Source organism: Actinomadura macrotermitis (genome assembly GCF_009604375.1).
GTDB classification, from domain to species: Bacteria; Actinomycetota; Actinomycetes; order Streptosporangiales; family Streptosporangiaceae; genus Spirillospora; species Spirillospora macrotermitis.
Window position 1 is genome coordinate 634,550 of the sequence record NZ_WEGH01000002.1, and the last position, 15,683, is coordinate 650,232.

14 protein-coding genes are annotated in these 15,683 nt (G+C 72.6%); 8 read left to right on the forward strand and 6 right to left on the reverse strand.

The genetic code is table 11. The features are described from left to right. Positions 1-102: 102 nt before the first annotated feature. A complete protein-coding gene (locus ACRB68_RS14830; RefSeq protein ID WP_328594217.1) occupies positions 103-2,241 on the reverse strand; it encodes a (Fe-S)-binding protein in 2,139 nt (712 codons plus the stop codon). Between the two features lie 210 nt (positions 2,242-2,451). Here ACRB68_RS14830 and ACRB68_RS14835 point away from each other — a divergent pair, with 210 nt between their 5' ends. Then, positions 2,452-3,024, forward strand: a complete 573-nt coding sequence (locus tag ACRB68_RS14835) for a TIGR03086 family metal-binding protein (protein ID WP_153533061.1) — start codon at positions 2,452-2,454, stop codon at positions 3,022-3,024. Here ACRB68_RS14835 and ACRB68_RS14840 read toward each other — a convergent pair. After that, positions 3,021-4,229 (reverse strand): acetyl-CoA C-acetyltransferase, encoded by a 1,209-nt coding sequence (locus tag ACRB68_RS14840; RefSeq protein ID WP_153533062.1) that lies wholly within the window; start codon positions 4,227-4,229, stop codon positions 3,021-3,023. The genes ACRB68_RS14835 and ACRB68_RS14840 overlap by 4 nt on opposite strands. Positions 4,230-4,307: 78 nt before the next feature. Here ACRB68_RS14840 and ACRB68_RS14845 point away from each other — a divergent pair, with 78 nt between their 5' ends. From ACRB68_RS14845 to ACRB68_RS14855, 3 genes are all read left to right on the forward strand, one after another. Then, a complete protein-coding gene (locus ACRB68_RS14845) occupies positions 4,308-5,846 on the forward strand; it encodes a 3-hydroxyacyl-CoA dehydrogenase (RefSeq protein ID WP_153534849.1) in 1,539 nt (512 codons plus the stop codon). 112 nt (positions 5,847-5,958) lie between these two features. Next, positions 5,959-6,714, forward strand: a complete 756-nt coding sequence (locus tag ACRB68_RS14850) for a hypothetical protein (protein ID WP_153533063.1) — start codon at positions 5,959-5,961, stop codon at positions 6,712-6,714. Positions 6,715-6,732: 18 nt separating this feature from the next. Then, positions 6,733-7,482 (forward strand): phosphotransferase, encoded by a 750-nt coding sequence (locus ACRB68_RS14855; RefSeq protein ID WP_153533064.1) that lies wholly within the window; start codon positions 6,733-6,735, stop codon positions 7,480-7,482. A gap of 5 nt (positions 7,483-7,487) precedes the next feature. Here the strand turns inward: ACRB68_RS14855 and ACRB68_RS14860 are convergent, their stop codons facing one another. From ACRB68_RS14860 to ACRB68_RS14875, 4 genes are all read right to left on the reverse strand, one after another. Beyond that, positions 7,488-8,642 (reverse strand): CU044_5270 family protein, encoded by a 1,155-nt coding sequence (locus ACRB68_RS14860; RefSeq protein ID WP_153533065.1) that lies wholly within the window; start codon positions 8,640-8,642, stop codon positions 7,488-7,490. Continuing rightward, positions 8,639-9,235 carry an RNA polymerase sigma factor gene (locus tag ACRB68_RS14865; protein ID WP_153533066.1) on the reverse strand — a complete coding sequence of 199 codons (597 nt, stop codon included), beginning with the start codon at positions 9,233-9,235 and terminating at the stop codon, positions 8,639-8,641. Before ACRB68_RS14865 ends, ACRB68_RS14860 begins: the two co-directional genes overlap by 4 nt. Positions 9,236-9,363: 128 nt before the next feature. Then, complete coding sequence (locus ACRB68_RS14870) at positions 9,364-10,488, reverse strand: CU044_5270 family protein (RefSeq protein WP_153533067.1); 1,125 nt, start codon at positions 10,486-10,488, stop codon at positions 9,364-9,366. Beyond that, on the reverse strand, positions 10,481-11,038 hold the full coding sequence (locus ACRB68_RS14875) for an RNA polymerase sigma factor (protein WP_328594218.1): 558 nt from the start codon (positions 11,036-11,038) through the stop codon (positions 10,481-10,483). Before ACRB68_RS14875 ends, ACRB68_RS14870 begins: the two co-directional genes overlap by 8 nt. Before the next feature lie 375 nt (positions 11,039-11,413). On the opposite strand from ACRB68_RS14875, the gene dnaK reads away from it, so the two are divergent. The 4 genes from dnaK to ACRB68_RS14895 all read left to right on the forward strand — a co-directional run bounded on the left by dnaK (position 11,414) and on the right by ACRB68_RS14895 (position 15,673). Next, on the forward strand, positions 11,414-13,270 hold the full coding sequence (gene dnaK / locus ACRB68_RS14880) for a molecular chaperone DnaK (RefSeq protein WP_153533069.1): 1,857 nt from the start codon (positions 11,414-11,416) through the stop codon (positions 13,268-13,270). A 74-nt stretch (positions 13,271-13,344) separates the two neighbouring features. Next, positions 13,345-13,953 carry a nucleotide exchange factor GrpE gene (gene grpE, locus ACRB68_RS14885; protein WP_328594219.1) on the forward strand — a complete coding sequence of 203 codons (609 nt, stop codon included), beginning with the start codon at positions 13,345-13,347 and terminating at the stop codon, positions 13,951-13,953. 92 nt (positions 13,954-14,045) lie between these two features. Beyond that, on the forward strand, positions 14,046-15,212 hold the full coding sequence (gene dnaJ, locus ACRB68_RS14890) for a molecular chaperone DnaJ (protein WP_328594220.1): 1,167 nt from the start codon (positions 14,046-14,048) through the stop codon (positions 15,210-15,212). A 5-nt stretch (positions 15,213-15,217) separates the two neighbouring features. Continuing rightward, on the forward strand, positions 15,218-15,673 hold the full coding sequence (locus tag ACRB68_RS14895) for a heat shock protein transcriptional repressor HspR (RefSeq protein WP_153533070.1): 456 nt from the start codon (positions 15,218-15,220) through the stop codon (positions 15,671-15,673). The last annotated feature ends 10 nt before the right edge of the window (positions 15,674-15,683 follow it).

Sequence of the window (15,683 nt, forward strand, 5' to 3'; positions counted from 1 at the left end):
GCGCGATCAGCGGCGGGCCATGAGGGCCTAGAGATCCCTTGACCCGCCGGGGACGGCGAACGGCCCCGCTCCGTCGGGAGCGGGGCCGTCCACAGGGTGTTGCTACTCGGCGGCGACGGGCTCCTTCGGCGCCTCACCCTTGACCGAGCGGATGAGGAGCTGGGAGACGTCGACGACCTCGAGGGTCTCCTTGGCGGCGCCCTCGTTCTTCTTCTCGTTGATGGCGTCGCCCAGCATCACCAGGCAGAACGGGCAGGCGGTGGAGACGGTGTCGGGGTTGGTCTCCAGCGCCTCGTCCACGCGCTCGGTGTTGATGCGCTTGCCGATGCGCTCTTCCATCCACATGCGCGCGCCGCCGGCGCCGCAGCAGAAGCCGCGGTCCTTGTGGCGGTGCATCTCCTGGGTCTTGACGCCCGGGACGGTGGCCATGATGTCGCGCGGCTGCTTGTAGACCTTGTTGTGGCGGCCGAGGAAGCAGGGGTCGTGGTAGGTGATGTTCTCCTCGATCGGGGTGACCGGGGTGAGCTTGCCCTCCTCGACCAGGTGCGCCAGCAGCTGGGTGTGGTGCACGACCTCGTACTCGCCGCCGATCTGCGGGTACTCGTTGGCCAGGGTGTTGAAGCAGTGCGGGCAGGTCGCCACGATCTTCTTGGCGCCGACCTCGTTCAGCGTCTCCACGTTCTGCTGGCCGAGCATCTGGAAGACGAACTCCATGCCCAGGCGGCGGGCCGGGTCACCGGTGCAGGCCTCCATGCCGCCCAGCACCGCGAACTTCACGCCCGCGATGTGCAGCAGCTCGGCGACGGCCTTGGTGGTCTTCTTGGCCCGGTCCTCCAGCGCGCCGGCGCAGCCGACCCAGAACAGGTACTCGGTGCCCTCGGGCAGGGAGTCCTCGACGACGGGGACCTCGAAGTCCACTTCCTCGACCCACTCGAGGCGCTTGGACTCCGACATGCCCCACGGGTTGCCCTTGTTCTCCAGGTTCTTCAGCATGACGCCGGCCTCGGAGGGGAACGAGGACTCGATCATGACCTGGAAGCGGCGCATGTCCAGGATGTGGTCGATGTGCTCGATGTCGACCGGGCACTGCTCGACGCAGGCGCCGCAGTTGGTGCAGGACCACAGGACGTCGGGGTGGATGACGCCGTTCTCGCCGACCAGCTCCTTGTCCACCTGCATCTCGAGCTTCTGCTCGTCGGTGAACTTCTCGCGCTCCTCCTCGGAGGCGATCAGGTAGGGGGCCTTGGCGAAGGCGTGGTCGCGCAGCTCCAGGATGACCATCTTGGGCGACAGCGGCTTGCCGGTGTTCCACGCCGGGCACTGGGACTGGCAGCGACCGCACTCGGTGCAGGTCGCCATGTCCAGCAGGCCCTTCCAGGTGAAGTCCTCGATCTTGCCGCGGCCGAAGGTGTCCTCGTCGGGGTCGGCCTCCTCGAAGTCGAGGGGCTTGCCCTTGCTCATCATCGGCTGCGCGGCGCCCAGGCCGTTCGGGCGGCGCTTGAACATGACGTTCAGCGGCGCGATGAAGATGTGCAGGTGCTTGGAGTTCACCACGATGACCAGGAACACCAGCGCGACGCCGATGTGGGCCAGCAGGCCGACCGACTCCAGGATCTCCAGCGTGTGGTGGCTGAGGCCCTCGAAGGGGGTGCCCGACAGGTAGGAGAAGTAGGCCGCCTTGCCGTAGGCCAGGTTGCCGTTGGCCCGCTCGACGCCGCGGAAGAAGAACATCGTCCACACGACGTTGAAGATCATGAAGAGGATGACCCAGGCGCCGCCGGTGTGCGAGCCCTTGAAGCGGGACTTGCGGTCCAGCCGCTTGGGCGAGTCCTTGAACCGGATGATCGCGAACACGATCAGGCCGAGCGCGCACAGCAGCGCGATGGTGTCCTGGACGAAGCCGATCGGGCCCCAGGTCTGCAGGAACGGGATGTGCTTGTCCAGCCCGAACAGCAGCGCGACGCCGGCCTCGAGGTAGACGGTGGCCAGCAGGAAGAACGCCCACATCACCGCGGCGTGCGCGAGACCGGCAACGGTCCATTTCAGCAGCTTGCGCTGCCCGAGGACCTCGGTCACCTGTCCTTCGACGTCACCCTTGGGGTCGCGCTTGACCTGCAGCACGCGCTCGGGATCGGGCTGTCCGCTCTTGAAGAGCTTCCATAGGAACAACACGCGCTTGCCGGCGAGCGCCAACGCGACCGCCGTTCCGGCAAGGCCGATCAGCAAAGTGGCCAGGAACACTGTTCCGTCCTCCTGAGGTACGGGCGTTGGCTGTCAGCGTAGGGCGCGCGACAGACTGCTCTTCATCCGGGGGCCGAATACTACTCGTCAGTAGCTTATGCCGTCACCGGTGCGGTACCGGACGTTACCGAACCGAGGTATGTGCGCTTGCTCACGTATTGCCTAACCCTGCGGCGATGACTTTCCCGCGCCGGACCGGTCTACCCCCGTATGGAACCCGAATTCGATCTGGGCCCGGCGGCGCGCGCCGTGGCCGGCCTGCTCGCGGACGTCACCGACGAGCAGCTCAAAGGCCCCACCCCCTGTCCCGGCTACACCCTCGGCGACCTGATCGACCACGTCGGCGGGCTGAGCCAGGCACTCGTTCACTCCGCCCGCAAGGAGCCCAAGGAGGAGAGGCCCGGCGACGCGTCCCGGCTCCCCGCCGGCTGGCGCGAGGAGTTCGCCGGGCGGCTGGACGGCCTCGCCGAGGCGTGGCGCGACCCGGCCGCCTGGGACGGCATGACGCAGGCGGGCGGTCTGGACCTGCCCGGCGCCGTCGTCGCCACCGTCGCGCTGAACGAGCTGGTCGTGCACGGCTGGGACGTCGCCCGCGCCACCGGCCGCCCCTGGACGGCCGAGCCCGCCCACATCGAAGCCTGCATGAAGCTTTACGCGGGGCTGCCCGACGAGGCGCGGGAACCCGGCGGCCCGTTCGGCCCGCGGGCGGAGGTCCCGGCGGACGCCACGCCCCTGGACGAACTGGTCGCCTTGTCCGGCCGCGACCCGTCCTGGCGCCCCTAGACCCGCTCGAAGACCGCCGCGAGGCCCTGGCCGCCGCCGATGCACATCGTCTCCAGGCCGTAGCGGGCCTCGCGGCGGTGCATCTCGCGCGCGAGCGTGGCGAGGATGCGGGCGCCGGTGGCGCCGACGGGGTGGCCGAGGGAGATGCCGGAGCCGTTGACGTTGGTGCGGTCCCAGTCGGCGTCCTTGAAGTCCCACTCGCGGGTGACGGCCAGGACCTGCGCGGCGAACGCCTCGTTCAGCTCGATCAGGTCGATGTCGGCCAGGGACAGGCCCGCCGCCGCCAGGGCCCTGGCCGTCGCGGGGACGGGGCCGATGCCCATCGTGCGCGGCGGCACGCCCGCGTGCGCCCAGGAGACCAGCCGGACCAGCGGGTTCAGGCCGAGCTCGGCGGCGCGCTCGGGGGTGGTGACGACGCAGACCGCGGCGGCGTCGTTCTGGCCGCTGGCGTTCCCGGCGGTGACGGTCGCCTCGGGGTCGGCCTTGCCGAGGATCGGGCGCAGCCCGGCGAGGGTCTCCACGGTGGTGCCGGGGCGCGGGTGCTCGTCGGTGTCCACGACCGTGTCGCCCTTGCGGGACGCGATGGTGACGGGGACGATCTCGTCCGCGAACCGGCCCGCCTGCTGCGCGGCGACGGCGCGCTCGTGCGAGCGGGCGGCGACCTCGTCCTGCTCCACCCGGCCGATGCCGTACTCGCGGCGCAGGTTCTCGGCGGTCTCCAGCATCCCGCCGGGCACGGGGTGGTGGTCGCCGCCGGCGGTGACGCGGCCCCGGGCGAGGGCGTCGTGCAGTTCCAGGCTCGGGCCGCGGACGCCCCAGCGGGCGTCGGTCGTGTAGAAGGGCGCGTTGCTCATGCTCTCCACGCCGCCCGCGATGATCAGGTCGTCGACGCCGGTCTGGACCTGCATGGCCGCGTTGATCACGGCCTGCAGCCCCGAGCCGCAGCGGCGGTCCAGCTGGACGCCGCCGACGGTGACCGGCAGGCCCGCGTCGAGGGCGGCGACCCGGCCGATGGCGGGCGCGTCGGAGCTGGGGTTGCACTGACCGAGGATCACCTCGCCGACCGCGTCGCCGGGCAGGCCGGTGCGGGCCAGCAGCTCGCGGATCACGGTGGCGGCGAGCGCGGCCGGGGTGACGGCCTTCAGCGCGCCGCCGAACCGGCCGATGGGGGTACGCAGGGGTTCGCAGATCACCACGTCGCGCATCGTGCTCCTCCGGGGTCGGGCGTCGCCCGCAGGGTATGCCCCCTCGGTCCGGGCGGTTGAATGAGGGGCGTGGAGACGATGCGGCAGTGGGCGGAACAGGTGGCGGCGGTCCGGGTGATCGGGACCGGGGTGATGGGGCGCGGGATCGCGCAGCTGGCGGCGGCGGGCGGGCTGCGGGTGGAGCTCGCCGACGCCCGGATGGACGCGGTCGTCCAGGCGGTGGAGCAGATCGGCGCGATGTTCGACCGGCTGGCGGCCAAGGGGCGGATGTCGCCGGCCGACGCGGCGGACGCCAAGACGCGCCTGGTCCCGGTCGGTGATCCGCTGACGCCGCTGCAGGACTGCGACCTGGTGATCGAGGCCGTCCGGGAGGACTTGGCCGTCAAGCAGGAGCTGTTCGCGGCGCTGGAGAAGGCCGCGCCCGCGCACACCGTGCTGGCCACCAACACCAGCTCGCTGTCGGTCACCGCGATCGGCGCGGCGCTGCGCGACCCGTCCCGGCTCGCGGGCCTGCACTTCTTCAACCCGGTGCCGCTGATGCGGCTGGTGGAGGTCGTGCCGGGGGCGCGGACGGCGCCGTGGCTGCAGGGCGCGCTCGCGGACCTGGTGCGGCGGCTCGGGCACGAGCCGGTGCTGGCCGCGGACACGCCGGGTTTCCTGGTCAACCACGCCGGGCGCGGCCTGGTCACCGAGGCGCTGCAGCTGCTGGCGGAGGGCGTGGCCGAGCCGGTGGACGTGGACCGCGTCGCGCGCGACGTCCTCGGGCTGAAGATGGGCCCGTTCGAGCTGATGGACCTGACCGGGCTGGACGTGTCGCACCCGGTGCTGGAGAGCATCTGGGCCGGGTTCTACGACGAGCCGCGCCTTCGCCCGTCGCGGATCACGCGGGCGCGGATGGAGGCGGGGCTGCTCGGCCGCAAGACCGGCGAGGGCTTCTACCGCTATGCGGACGGCGCTCAGGAGGTGCCGCCCGAGCCGGCCGCGCCGCAGGTGGAGGCGCGCCCGGTGTGGATCGCCGAGGACGTGCGGGAGACGCTCGGCGCGCTGCTCGGCACGAACGGCGTCCAGGTGGAGTCGGGCGAGCGGCCCTCGGCGGAGGCCGTCGCGCTGGTCGCGCCGTGGGGGCGCAGCGCGCTGGACGCGGCGCGCGACGCGGGGCTGCCGGTGGAGCGGACCCTCGGCGTCGACCCGTTCGGCGGCTTCTTCACCCGGCTGACGCTGGCCGTCCACCCCGGCGTGGACCCGGCGGCGGGGCGGGCGGCGTGGGCGGCGCTCGCCGCGTCCGGCCGCGCGGTGACGGTCGTGCGGGACGCGCCGGGGACGGTCGCGCAGCGGCTGCTCGCCTCGATCGTCAACGTCGGCTGCGAGATCGCGGCGCAGCGGCTGGCGTCCCCGGCCGACATCGACACCGCGGTGCGGCTCGGCCTCGGCTACCCGCGCGGGCCGCTGGAGTGGGGCGACCAGGCGGGCGCCGGGAACGTGCTCGGCGTGCTGCGCGGCCTGCAGGAGGCGACCGGCGACCCCCGCTACCGGCCGAGCCGGTGGCTGGTGGAGCGGGCCGGGCTCGGTCTCTCCCTGTCCGAGCCCGGCACGTCCCCGGCGGACCTGCTCGGCTAGCCCCCGGAACGGCTCATCCGCGGACAAAGAACCCGGGACGCCGCACTGCACAAGCGCGCATGCTGTGGCGGAAGGCGCGCTATATGGGCACTGCACCCTTAAGATCCGGAATGTGATTCTTCTGGTGGTGGGCGGGGCCCTGCTCGCGGGCGCCGTGCTCGCCTGGAAGACGGCCGGGTCCCGGCCGCGCGCCGGCGTCGGCGTGCTGGCCGCCACCGCGCTCGTCCCGCTCGCCGCCGCGGCGGCGGGCGGCACGGGCTGGACCGCCGCGCTCGTCACCGCGGCGGCCTTCCTCATCGCGATGAGCCTGCCGGTGATCCTGCTCGCCGTGAAGCACGACGACGGCGCGCTGTACCTCTCCATGATCGCCCTCTTCGCCGCCGGCGCGGTCGCCTTCTTCTCCGGCGTCGCGGTCCACATGGCGGCACCGGAGCGGCCGGCGGGCACCAGGGACCGGCTGGTCTTCACCACCGAGCCGGTGACGCCGGTGAACCCGCGCGGCGCGGACCGGGTGCGCGCCGCCGCCACCGCGCTGCTGAAGGCCGACGCGGCGGGCGACGCCGCCGGGGTCTGGAACCTGTGGACCACCGCAGGTCAGCGCCTCATGTCCCAGAAGGCCTACACGCGGCTGCTGAAGCGGTGCCGTCCCCTCCACCAGGGCGCCCCCTACACGATCACGAGCGTGCGGGTGAAGGGCGACACCGCGACCGTCCGCACCGTCCAGGCCGGTACCCGCAGGTTGCGGCGGTTCGCCCTGGAGCAGGGGGAATGGCGGCTCGTCCTCGCCAAGAAGGACGCCCGCGACTACCGGCTCGGCGTCAAGCGCCTGGTCGCCAAGCGGAAAAACCTGGGGCTCTGCGCCGCCTAGCGGCGTACAACAGAGGGCATGGAAGAACAGCGCCTGCCGGGAGGCAGGCATGTGGGCGGCGTCCGCGTCGGCGACACCGTCCACCGGCCCGCCCATCCCTGGACGCCCGCCGTCCACGACGTGCTGCGCCACCTGGAGGCGGCCGGGTTCCAGGGCGCGCCCCGCGTGCTCGGCTTCGACGAGCAGGGCCGCGAGGTCCTGACCTACCTGCACGGCGACACGATCGGGGAGCGCCGCCCGTGGCCGGGCTGGGCGCACGCCGACGAGGCGCTGGAGCAGGCCGGGGCGTGGCTGCGGCGGCTGCACGACACGACCGCCGGGTACGTCCCGCCGGACGGCGCGGTCTGGCTGTCGGGACGCCCGTGGCGGCCCGGCCTGGTCATCGGCCACCACGACGCCTCGCCGTACAACGCGGTGTGGGACGACGGCCTGGTCGGCTTCGTCGACTGGGACACCGCGGGCCCCTCCTCACGCGAGCTCGACCTGGCGTTCACCGCGCTGACCTGGGTGCCGCTGCACGCCCGCCGGGTCGTCCGGGCGACCGGGTTCACCGCCTTCGACGAGCGCTCCCGCCGCCTCGCCCTGCTGCTGGACGCCTACGGGTACGAGGGCGACCGGGCCGCGTTCGGGGCCACGGTCGCCGCCCGCGCCCGGCTGAACGCCGCGATCATCCGCGGCATGGGCGGTGCGGTGCCGATGTCGGTCGCCGCCGACTTCGAGCAGGCCGCGGTCGAGATCGAGGCGCTGCCCGCGTCGTTCTGGACCTGACCCGGTCAGGACCCGTACCGCTTGCAGGCCTCCTTGACCGGGACGCCGTCCTTGGTGAGGTTGCGGCGCTCGGCGGGCAGGGCGGGCCGCCGGGCGGTCCAGCGCGCCTCCTGGATCAGCTCGTACCGAAGGAGCTGGCCCTTGCGCCGCTCGATGCCCGGGTACAGGGCGACCTCCTCGGTCGACAGCAGGCGGCCCGTCGCCGGGTCCACCACGATCCGGGTCTCCACGGCGTTGCGGCTCATCGCGATCGCCTGCCCCGTCCGGCCGAGCGCGTCGGTGACCCGGCCCCGCCCGGCCACTCCGGGCAGCGCGGCCAGCATGCGGTAGACGGCGGCGCGGAGGGCGGACGGCGCGGGCCGGTCGACCAGCAGCCTGATGCCGAGATCGAAGATCCACGCGTCGAGGTCCCTGGCCGTCATGCCGTCGCCGAAGCGCTTCATGTCCTTCAGCAGCCGGACCTTGAGCGCGCCGGGATCGACCGGCATCGCGGCCAGCTGGGCCACGGAGTAGCTGTGGCCGGCGTATCCCGACCAGCCCGGCTGCGCACCCCAGGGGAGGGCGTACCGCTCCCCCGGTGACGCCGTGACGGTCAGGGACCTGTTCATGCCTTCACCGAGGGGCCCGATGCAGCCGGCCCTCCCGGCCGGGAAGTCGCCGTCGCCCCGCACCTTCCATTCGCGGGGCGAGCCGTCGCGCTTCCACGCGGCCTCGTCGACCGGCTTGATGCCGAGGAGCCGCTCGATGCCCCAGGAGTACTCCTTCGGGGAGGAGGGGGCCCAGACCTCCCGTTCGACCCGGCGGTCGAGGAGGTAGTCCTTGCCGAGCGGGAACCTCTGCATGCCGTCGATGCGCTTGGTGTACCAGTACGCGCCCTTCGACGGTTCCTTCTCCGCCTTCGTCGCGGCGGCCAGCAGGAGGGCCTGAGGAGACAGCACCGTTCCGGGCGGCTTCGGGGTGCCACCGGACGGGAGCAGGGTGAGCGCGGCGGCCCCGGCCGTGGCGGCGGCGACCAGGCCGAGGCCGGCCTTCAGCCGCCACCGGCGGCGGGGCGGCGGCGCTGCGGCGGTCATCCGCAGCCGGGCGGCGGCGACGGTGTGCGCGGACGGCGCGGGCGGGTCCTCCGGGTACAGCGCGCGGACGGCGTCGAGGTCGTTCATCGGGAGGCCCCTTCCTGGTCGTCGAGCAGCGGATCGGTGTCGCCGAGGGCCTTGCGCAGCTTCTTGCGGGCCCGGTTCAGCCGCGAGGAGACGGTGCCGAACGGGACGTCCAGCGCCACCGCGACCTCCTCGTAGGACAGTCCGCCGAGCACGACGAGCAGCAGCACGTCGCGCTGGCCCGCGGGCAGCGCGGCGACGGCGCGGGCGAGCGGGCCGCGCACGCCCTCGGCGGTGACGCGGGCGGCCACGGCGTCCTCGTGGCCGGCCGCGGCGGCGCCGGGGCCGACCCGGGCGAGCGCGGTCAGCTTGCGCCGCTCGTCGCGGCGGTGCCGGCCCGCCAGGTTGGTGGCGATCCCGTACAGCCAGGGCCGCGCGTTCGGGCGGGACAGGTCGTAGCGGTCGCGGCCGCGGAAGGCCACCGCGAACGTCTCGGCCGCCAGGTCGTCGGCGGTGTGCGCGTCCAGGCGGCGGGCCAGGTAGCGGTGGATCTCGGCGAAATAGGCGTCGAAGATCGCACCGAACAGCTCCGGCTCGTCCCGCGACCGCCCGATCACCCCGGCGTCGCCGGGCGGGGCCTCGGGGGGAGCGATCATGCGCGGCTCCTTGTGGTGACGGTGCTGTGCTGGGCGATGGTCACCCCTTGTTGTCCGCTCGCGCGATCGCCTTCCCCGGAAATGGAGGAAGCGGGCCGCCCGCGAAGGACGGCCCGCTCAAGGATGGATCAGAACGGCAGCCTGGCCGGCGGCTTCGGCTGGCTTTCGGCCCAGCCGAGCCCGCGCACCAGCACGTAGTTGATGACGAACCCGGGCCGCTGGGCGCGGTACGGGCCGCCCGGCTCGACCAGCTCCTCGTGCTGCCCGAGCAGCGCCCCGGTCTTCTGGTCGAAGACGATGACCGCGCGGCTGGAGAAGGTGCCCTGCTCGGCCTTCGGCGCGCCGAACTCGCCGGTGGCGGTATTGCGGACCGGGTCGGAGGCGAGCGCGACGCCGGTCCGGCCGAGCAGGTCGGTGACCTTGCCGATGGGGTGGATCCCCGGCTGCCTGGCGAGGGCCCGCATCAGGCCGGCCCGGACGGCGGGCGACACCGGCAGCTCCTCCAGCAGCGTCCCGACGGTGAGGACCTTGAGGCGCGGGGTGTTCAAGGCGAGCCCCTTGGCATCCCCCGGCTTCGGCTTCAGGAACCTGGCGGCGAGGGCGGCGGGATCTGACGGCAGGTCATGGACCTGCCGGGTGGTGAGCCGGCCGAAGGTGCCGCCTCCGATCGCGGACGGGCGGTCCACCTTCCAGTCCGTCGCCGCGGCCGTGTAGGTGTAGTAGTGGTCGTTGGACCAGACGCGGAAGGACTTCGGGGAGCCGTCGCGCTTCCAGACCGCCTCGTCCGCGGCGGTGAGCGGCCGGGCGGGCAGGTCACGGCCCCAGAACCCCTCGCCCATGCCCTTGCGGGCGCCGGCCCAGCGGAAGAACTCGGTATGCGCGCCGGCGATCGCGTACGTGCCGGCCTTGGTCCGCATGATGTAGGACTGCCCGGTGATGTGGTCGGAGTACCAGTACTTGCCGGCGGGCACCTGCTCGGCCTTGGACGCCGCCGCCAGCACGGCCTCGCGGTCCAGGTCGACCTGGGCGTGCGGGGCACCGGGCGTCCCTCCGCCGCCGCCGGGGCCGGTGAGCGCGATGGCGACGGACGCCGCCGCTCCTACCGCGACCAGGCCGATCCCGGCCTTCAGCCGCCACCGCCTCCGGCGCGGGGGCGCCTCATCGGTGAACAGCGCGCGCGCACGGGTCATCTCCCGCAGGGTCGGCGGGGCGGGCTCGCCATAGGCCTCGCGGACCATCCGGATCTCATCCATCGTCTTCCTCCAGGTCGAGCATCGGGTTGGTCCCGCCGAGCGCCTTACGCAGCCTTTTCCTGGCCCGGCTCAACCGGGACCCCACCGTGCCGTAGGGGATGGCCAGGGCGGCCGCCACCTCCTCGTGGCTGAGGTCGGCGAGCGCGACGAGCAGCAGCACGTCGCGCTCGCCGTCCGGCAGCGCGGCGATCGCGCCCGCGAGCGCGCCGCGCAGGCCCTGCGCGCTCACCCGCGCGTTCACCCGGTCGGCGTGGCCCTCGGCGGGCGGCGCGGCGCCGAGGCGGGCGCGGGCCCGGAGCGCGCGCTGCTCGGTGCGGCGGTGCTTGCCGATGAGGTTGGTGGCGATGCCGTACAGCCAGCTGCGCACCGTCCCGCGCGACCCGTCGAAGCGGTGCCGGCCCCGGAACGCCTCCAGGAACGTCTGGGACGCGACGTCGTAGGCGGCGTCGCGGTCCTCCAGGCGCCGGGCGGCGTAGCGGTGGATCTCGGCGAAGTGCCCGTCGAAGATCTCGGCGAACCGCTCCGGGTCGTGCAGGGACGGTGCCGGCACGGGCTTCTCCAGCACGGGTGAGTCGCCGTTGAGTGGCTCCCCTGTCATTGGCGGCCTTTCGTGGCGCGGACGGCGGTCACCCCGGTATCACCCGGTACCGCCGATCGCTTTCGCGGGTCGTCCGCGCGGCGGAGCCGCCCTCATCCCCGCAGCCGATTCTGCGGCGCACGGCGCGGTTCGGGGAACCGGAATAGGGCACTCACACGTCCTGTTGTAGAGGACATCAGCAAAGTTGAGCCGGGTGGACTCAAGTCATTTGACAACCGGAACCGCCCACGGCACCCTGTACTGCAGAGAGAGCTACGACCGGGCGCGCCTTCGGGGGCATCGCGGCCGGACCTGAACAGGCAAGAGCAACGACGGAGGACGAGAGACATGGCACGTGCGGTCGGCATCGACCTCGGGACGACCAACTCGGTCGTCGCGATCCTGGAGGGCGGCGAGCCCACCGTCATCGCCAACGCGGAGGGGTCGCGGACCACGCCGTCCGTCGTCGCCTTCGCCAAGAACGGCGAGGTCCTGGTGGGCGAGGTCGCCAAGCGCCAGGCGGTGACCAACGTGGACCGGACGATCCGTTCGGTCAAGCGCGAGATGGGCACCGACTGGAAGACCACCGTCGACGGCAAGGACTTCACGCCGCAGCAGATCAGCGCGTTCGTGCTGCAGAAGCTCAAGCGCGACGCCGAGGCCTACCTGGGCGAGAAGGTCACCGACGCGGTCATCACCGTCCCGGCCTACTTCTCCGACCACCAGCGCCAGGCCACCAAGGAGGCCGGCCAGATCGCGGGCCTGAACGTCCTGCGCATCATCAACGAGCCCACCTCCGCCGCGCTGGCGTACCACCTGGAGAAGGAGAACGAGGCCACCATCCTGGTGTTCGACCTCGGCGGCGGCACGTTCGACGTGTCCCTCCTGGAGGTCGGCGACGGCGTGGTCGAGGTCAAGGCCACCTCCGGCGACAACCACCTGGGCGGCGACGACTGGGACGACGCCGTCGTCAAGTGGCTGGTGGAGAAGTTCAAGAACGCCAACGGCGTCGACCTGTCCAAGGACAAGATGGCGCTGCAGCGGCTGCGCGAGGCGGCCGAGAAGGCCAAGATCGAGCTGTCCAGCTCGACCGAGACCCAGATCAACCTGCCCTACATCACCGCCTCGGCCGAGGGCCCGCTGCACCTGGACGAGAAGCTGTCGCGGGCGGAGTTCCAGCGCCTGACCGCCGACCTGCTCGAGCGCACCAAGGCGCCGTTCAACAACGTCCTGAAGGACGCCGGCATCTCGGTCTCGGGCATCGACCAGGTCGTCCTGGTCGGCGGCTCGACCCGCATGCCCGCGGTGTCGGAGCTGGTCAAGGAGCTGACCGGCGGCAAGGAGCCCAACAAGGGCGTCAACCCCGACGAGGTCGTCGCGATCGGCGCCTCGCTGCAGGCCGGCGTGCTGAAGGGCGAGGTCAAGGACGTCCTGCTGCTGGACGTGACCCCGCTGTCGCTCGGCATCGAGACCAAGGGCGGCATCTTCACCAAGATCATCGAGCGGAACACCACGATCCCGACCAAGCGCTCGGAGACCTTCACCACCGCCGACGACAACCAGCCCTCGGTGGAGATCCAGGTCTACCAGGGCGAGCGCGAGATCGCCGCCTACAACAAGAAGCTCGGCACCTTCCAGCTGACCGGCCTGCCGCCGGCGCCGCGCGGCGTCCCGCAGATCGAGGTCACCTTCGACATCGACGCCAACGGCATCGTCAACGTCTCGGCCAAGGACCAGGGCACCGGCCGCGAGCAGTCGATGGTCATCACCGGCGGCTCGGCGCTGCCCAAGGACGACATCGAGAAGATGATGCGCGACGCCGAGGAGTACGCCGAGGAGGACCGCCGGCGCAAGGAGGAGGCCGAGGTCCGCAACCAGGCCGACACCCTGGCCTACTCGACCGAGAAGTTCCTGCGCGAGAACGACGAGAAGGTCCCCGCGGAGCTGAAGTCCGAGGTCGAGGGCGCCGTCGCCGAGGTGAAGCAGGCCCTGGAGGGCACCGACACCGACGCGATCAAGGCCTCCGCCGAGAAGCTCGCCCAGGTCAGCCAGAAGATGGGCGCGGCGATGTACGCGCAGAACCCCGAGGGCGCGGCCGCGGCCGGCGACCAGGGCCCGACCGCCGACGCGCAGGGCCCGCAGAACGACGACGAGGTCGTCGACGCCGAGATCGTGGACGACGAGAAGCCGAAGGGCGGTGCCTGACCCGTGAGCGAAGCGAACAAAATGATGGAGCACCCGAGGACACGCGGCTCCGAGCCGCTAGGCGAGGAGGCGCCGTGACCTCCCCCGGTAAGGGCGAGGAGCAGGACGGTCCCGTGATCCGCGACAGGCGGCGCATCGACCCCGAGACCGGCGAGGTGCGGGAGGCGGCGGCGACGCCGTCCCCCGAGGCCCCGGCCGCCGGGCCGGCGCCCGCCGCGGACGGCGAGGCCGCCGCGCTCAAGGAGCAGCTCGCCGAGCGCACCGCCGACCTGCAGCGGCTGCAGGCCGAGTACGCCAACTACCGCAAGCGCGTCGACCGCGACAAGGGTCAGCTGCGCGAGCACGTGGTCGGCAACGTGCTGGGCGACCTGCTCCCGATCCTGGACGACATCGGCCGGGCCCGCGAGCACAACGAGCTGACCGGCGGGTTCAAGTCGGTCGCCGAGGCCCTGGAGGCCACCACCGGCAAGCTCGGCCTGGAGCGCTTCGGCGAGCCCGGCGAGGCGTTCGACCCGAACGTGCACGAGGCGCTCATGCACTCGTACTCGCCGGACGTGACCGAGACGAGCGTGGTGAACGTCCTGCAGCCCGGTTACCGCATCGGTGAGCGGATCCTGCGGCCCGCGCGCGTCGCGGTCGCCGAGCCCGAGGCGGGCGGCGACGCCGCCGGCGCGGGCGAGTAGCACCAAACCCGGAAGGCCCCGTCCCGCACGGGGCGGGGCCGCCCGGGGCATGAACGACATGAGGTTTCGGCAGTAGCGGAGAGCGGGGCGTTGTGAGCACCAAGGACTACCTGGACAAGGACTACTACAAGGTCCTCGGTGTCTCGAAGACCGCCACGACCGACGAGATCAAGAAGTCGTACCGCAAGCTGGCCCGCAAGTACCACCCCGACACCAACAAGGGCGACGCCGAGGCCGAGGAGCGCTTCAAGGAGATCTCCGAGGCGCACTCGGTGCTGTCGGACGACAAGCGCCGCAAGGAGTACGACGCGGTCCGCTCCATGCCGAGCGGGTTCCGCGGCGGCGGCCAGCCGGGCGGCGGCTTCGGGTTCGACCTCGGCGACCTGTTCGGGCAGCAGGGCGGCGGCGCCGGCACCGGGGAACGCATCGGCGACCTGTTCGGCGGGCTGTTCAACCGGGGCGGGGCGACCCGTCCGGGCACCGGCGCCCGGCGGGCCCGTCGTGGCGCCGACATCGAGACCGAGGTGACGCTGTCGTTCGGCCGCGCCATGAACGGCGTGACCGTCCCCCTGAAGCTGACCAGCGAGGCGGCCTGCCCGACCTGCCACGGCACCGGCGCCAAGTCCGGCACCGTGCCGCGGGTCTGCGCGAACTGCGAGGGCACCGGCCAGGAGACCCGCAACCTCGGCAAGTTCGGCTTCCAGGAGCCCTGCCATGTCTGCCACGGCCGCGGCCTGGTCGTCGACGACCCGTGCCCCACCTGCAGCGGCAGCGGCCGCGCCACCGGCACCCGCACCATCCAGGCCCGCATCCCCGCGGGCGTCGCCGACGGCCAGAAGATCCGGCTGAAGGGCAAGGGCGCCCCCGGCGAGAACGGCGGCCCGCACGGCGACCTGTACGTCAACATCAAGGTGCTGCCGCACGCGGTGTTCGGGCGCAGCGGCGACAACCTGACGCTGGAGGTCCCGGTGATGTTCGCCGAGGCCGCGCTCGGCGGCGAGATCAAGGTGCCCACGTTCCAGGGCCAGCCGGTGACGCTGCGGCTGCCCGAGGGCACCCCCAACGGCCGGGTGCTGCGGGTCAAGGGCCGCGGCGCGACCCGGCGCGACGGCACCAAGGGCGATCTGCTGGTCACCGTCGCCGTGCAGATCCCGCAGAAGATCGACGACGACACCCGCGCGGCGCTGGAGCGGCTGCGCGCGGCGGGCGGCGGCGAGGACCTGCGCGCCGAGCTGCTGCAGCAGGCCAAGGAGGAGTAGGCGCCATGAGCACCGCCCCGTTCGGCGACGACACCCCCGTCTACGTGATCTCGGTGGCGGCGCAGCTGTCCGGGCTGCACCCGCAGACGCTGCGGACCTACGACCGGCTCGGCCTGGTCTCCCCCGGCCGCACGGCCGGGCGGGGCCGCCGCTACTCGATGCGCGACATCGTGATGCTCCGCGAGATCCAGCGGCTCTCCCAGGAGGAGGGCATCAACCTGACGGGCATCAAGCACATCCTCGAACTCCAGCGCGACAACGCCCGCCTGCACGACGAGCTGGCGCTGGCGCGCCGCGCGCTGGAGGAACTCAGCAACGAACTCGAATCGACCCGTGCCGTCGCCGCGCGCCTCGCGCAGCAGCAGCGGCGGGGCGGGGCCTCCGGTGGCACTCCAGGATCCGACCTGGTGCCGATCCGCCGCACCGGCGTCGTGGTGTGGCACGAGCGCAACCGGGACTAGGACCTTCCAC

Coding starts and splice junctions, on each gene's coding strand:
- ACRB68_RS14865 (WP_153533066.1), bottom strand. CDS start 9,235: ATGATCGCTCCCCCCGAGGCCCCGCCCGGCGACGCCGGGGTGATCGGG.
- ACRB68_RS14845 (WP_153534849.1), top strand. CDS start 4,308: ATGCGGCAGTGGGCGGAACAGGTGGCGGCGGTCCGGGTGATCGGGACC.
- ACRB68_RS14860 (WP_153533065.1), bottom strand. CDS start 8,642: ATGAACGACCTCGACGCCGTCCGCGCGCTGTACCCGGAGGACCCGCCC.
- ACRB68_RS14895 (WP_153533070.1), top strand. CDS start 15,218: ATGAGCACCGCCCCGTTCGGCGACGACACCCCCGTCTACGTGATCTCG.
- ACRB68_RS14870 (WP_153533067.1), bottom strand. CDS start 10,488: ATGGATGAGATCCGGATGGTCCGCGAGGCCTATGGCGAGCCCGCCCCG.
- ACRB68_RS14855 (WP_153533064.1), top strand. CDS start 6,733: ATGGAAGAACAGCGCCTGCCGGGAGGCAGGCATGTGGGCGGCGTCCGC.
- ACRB68_RS14835 (WP_153533061.1), top strand. CDS start 2,452: ATGGAACCCGAATTCGATCTGGGCCCGGCGGCGCGCGCCGTGGCCGGC.
- dnaK (WP_153533069.1), top strand. CDS start 11,414: ATGGCACGTGCGGTCGGCATCGACCTCGGGACGACCAACTCGGTCGTC.
- ACRB68_RS14840 (WP_153533062.1), bottom strand. CDS start 4,229: ATGCGCGACGTGGTGATCTGCGAACCCCTGCGTACCCCCATCGGCCGG.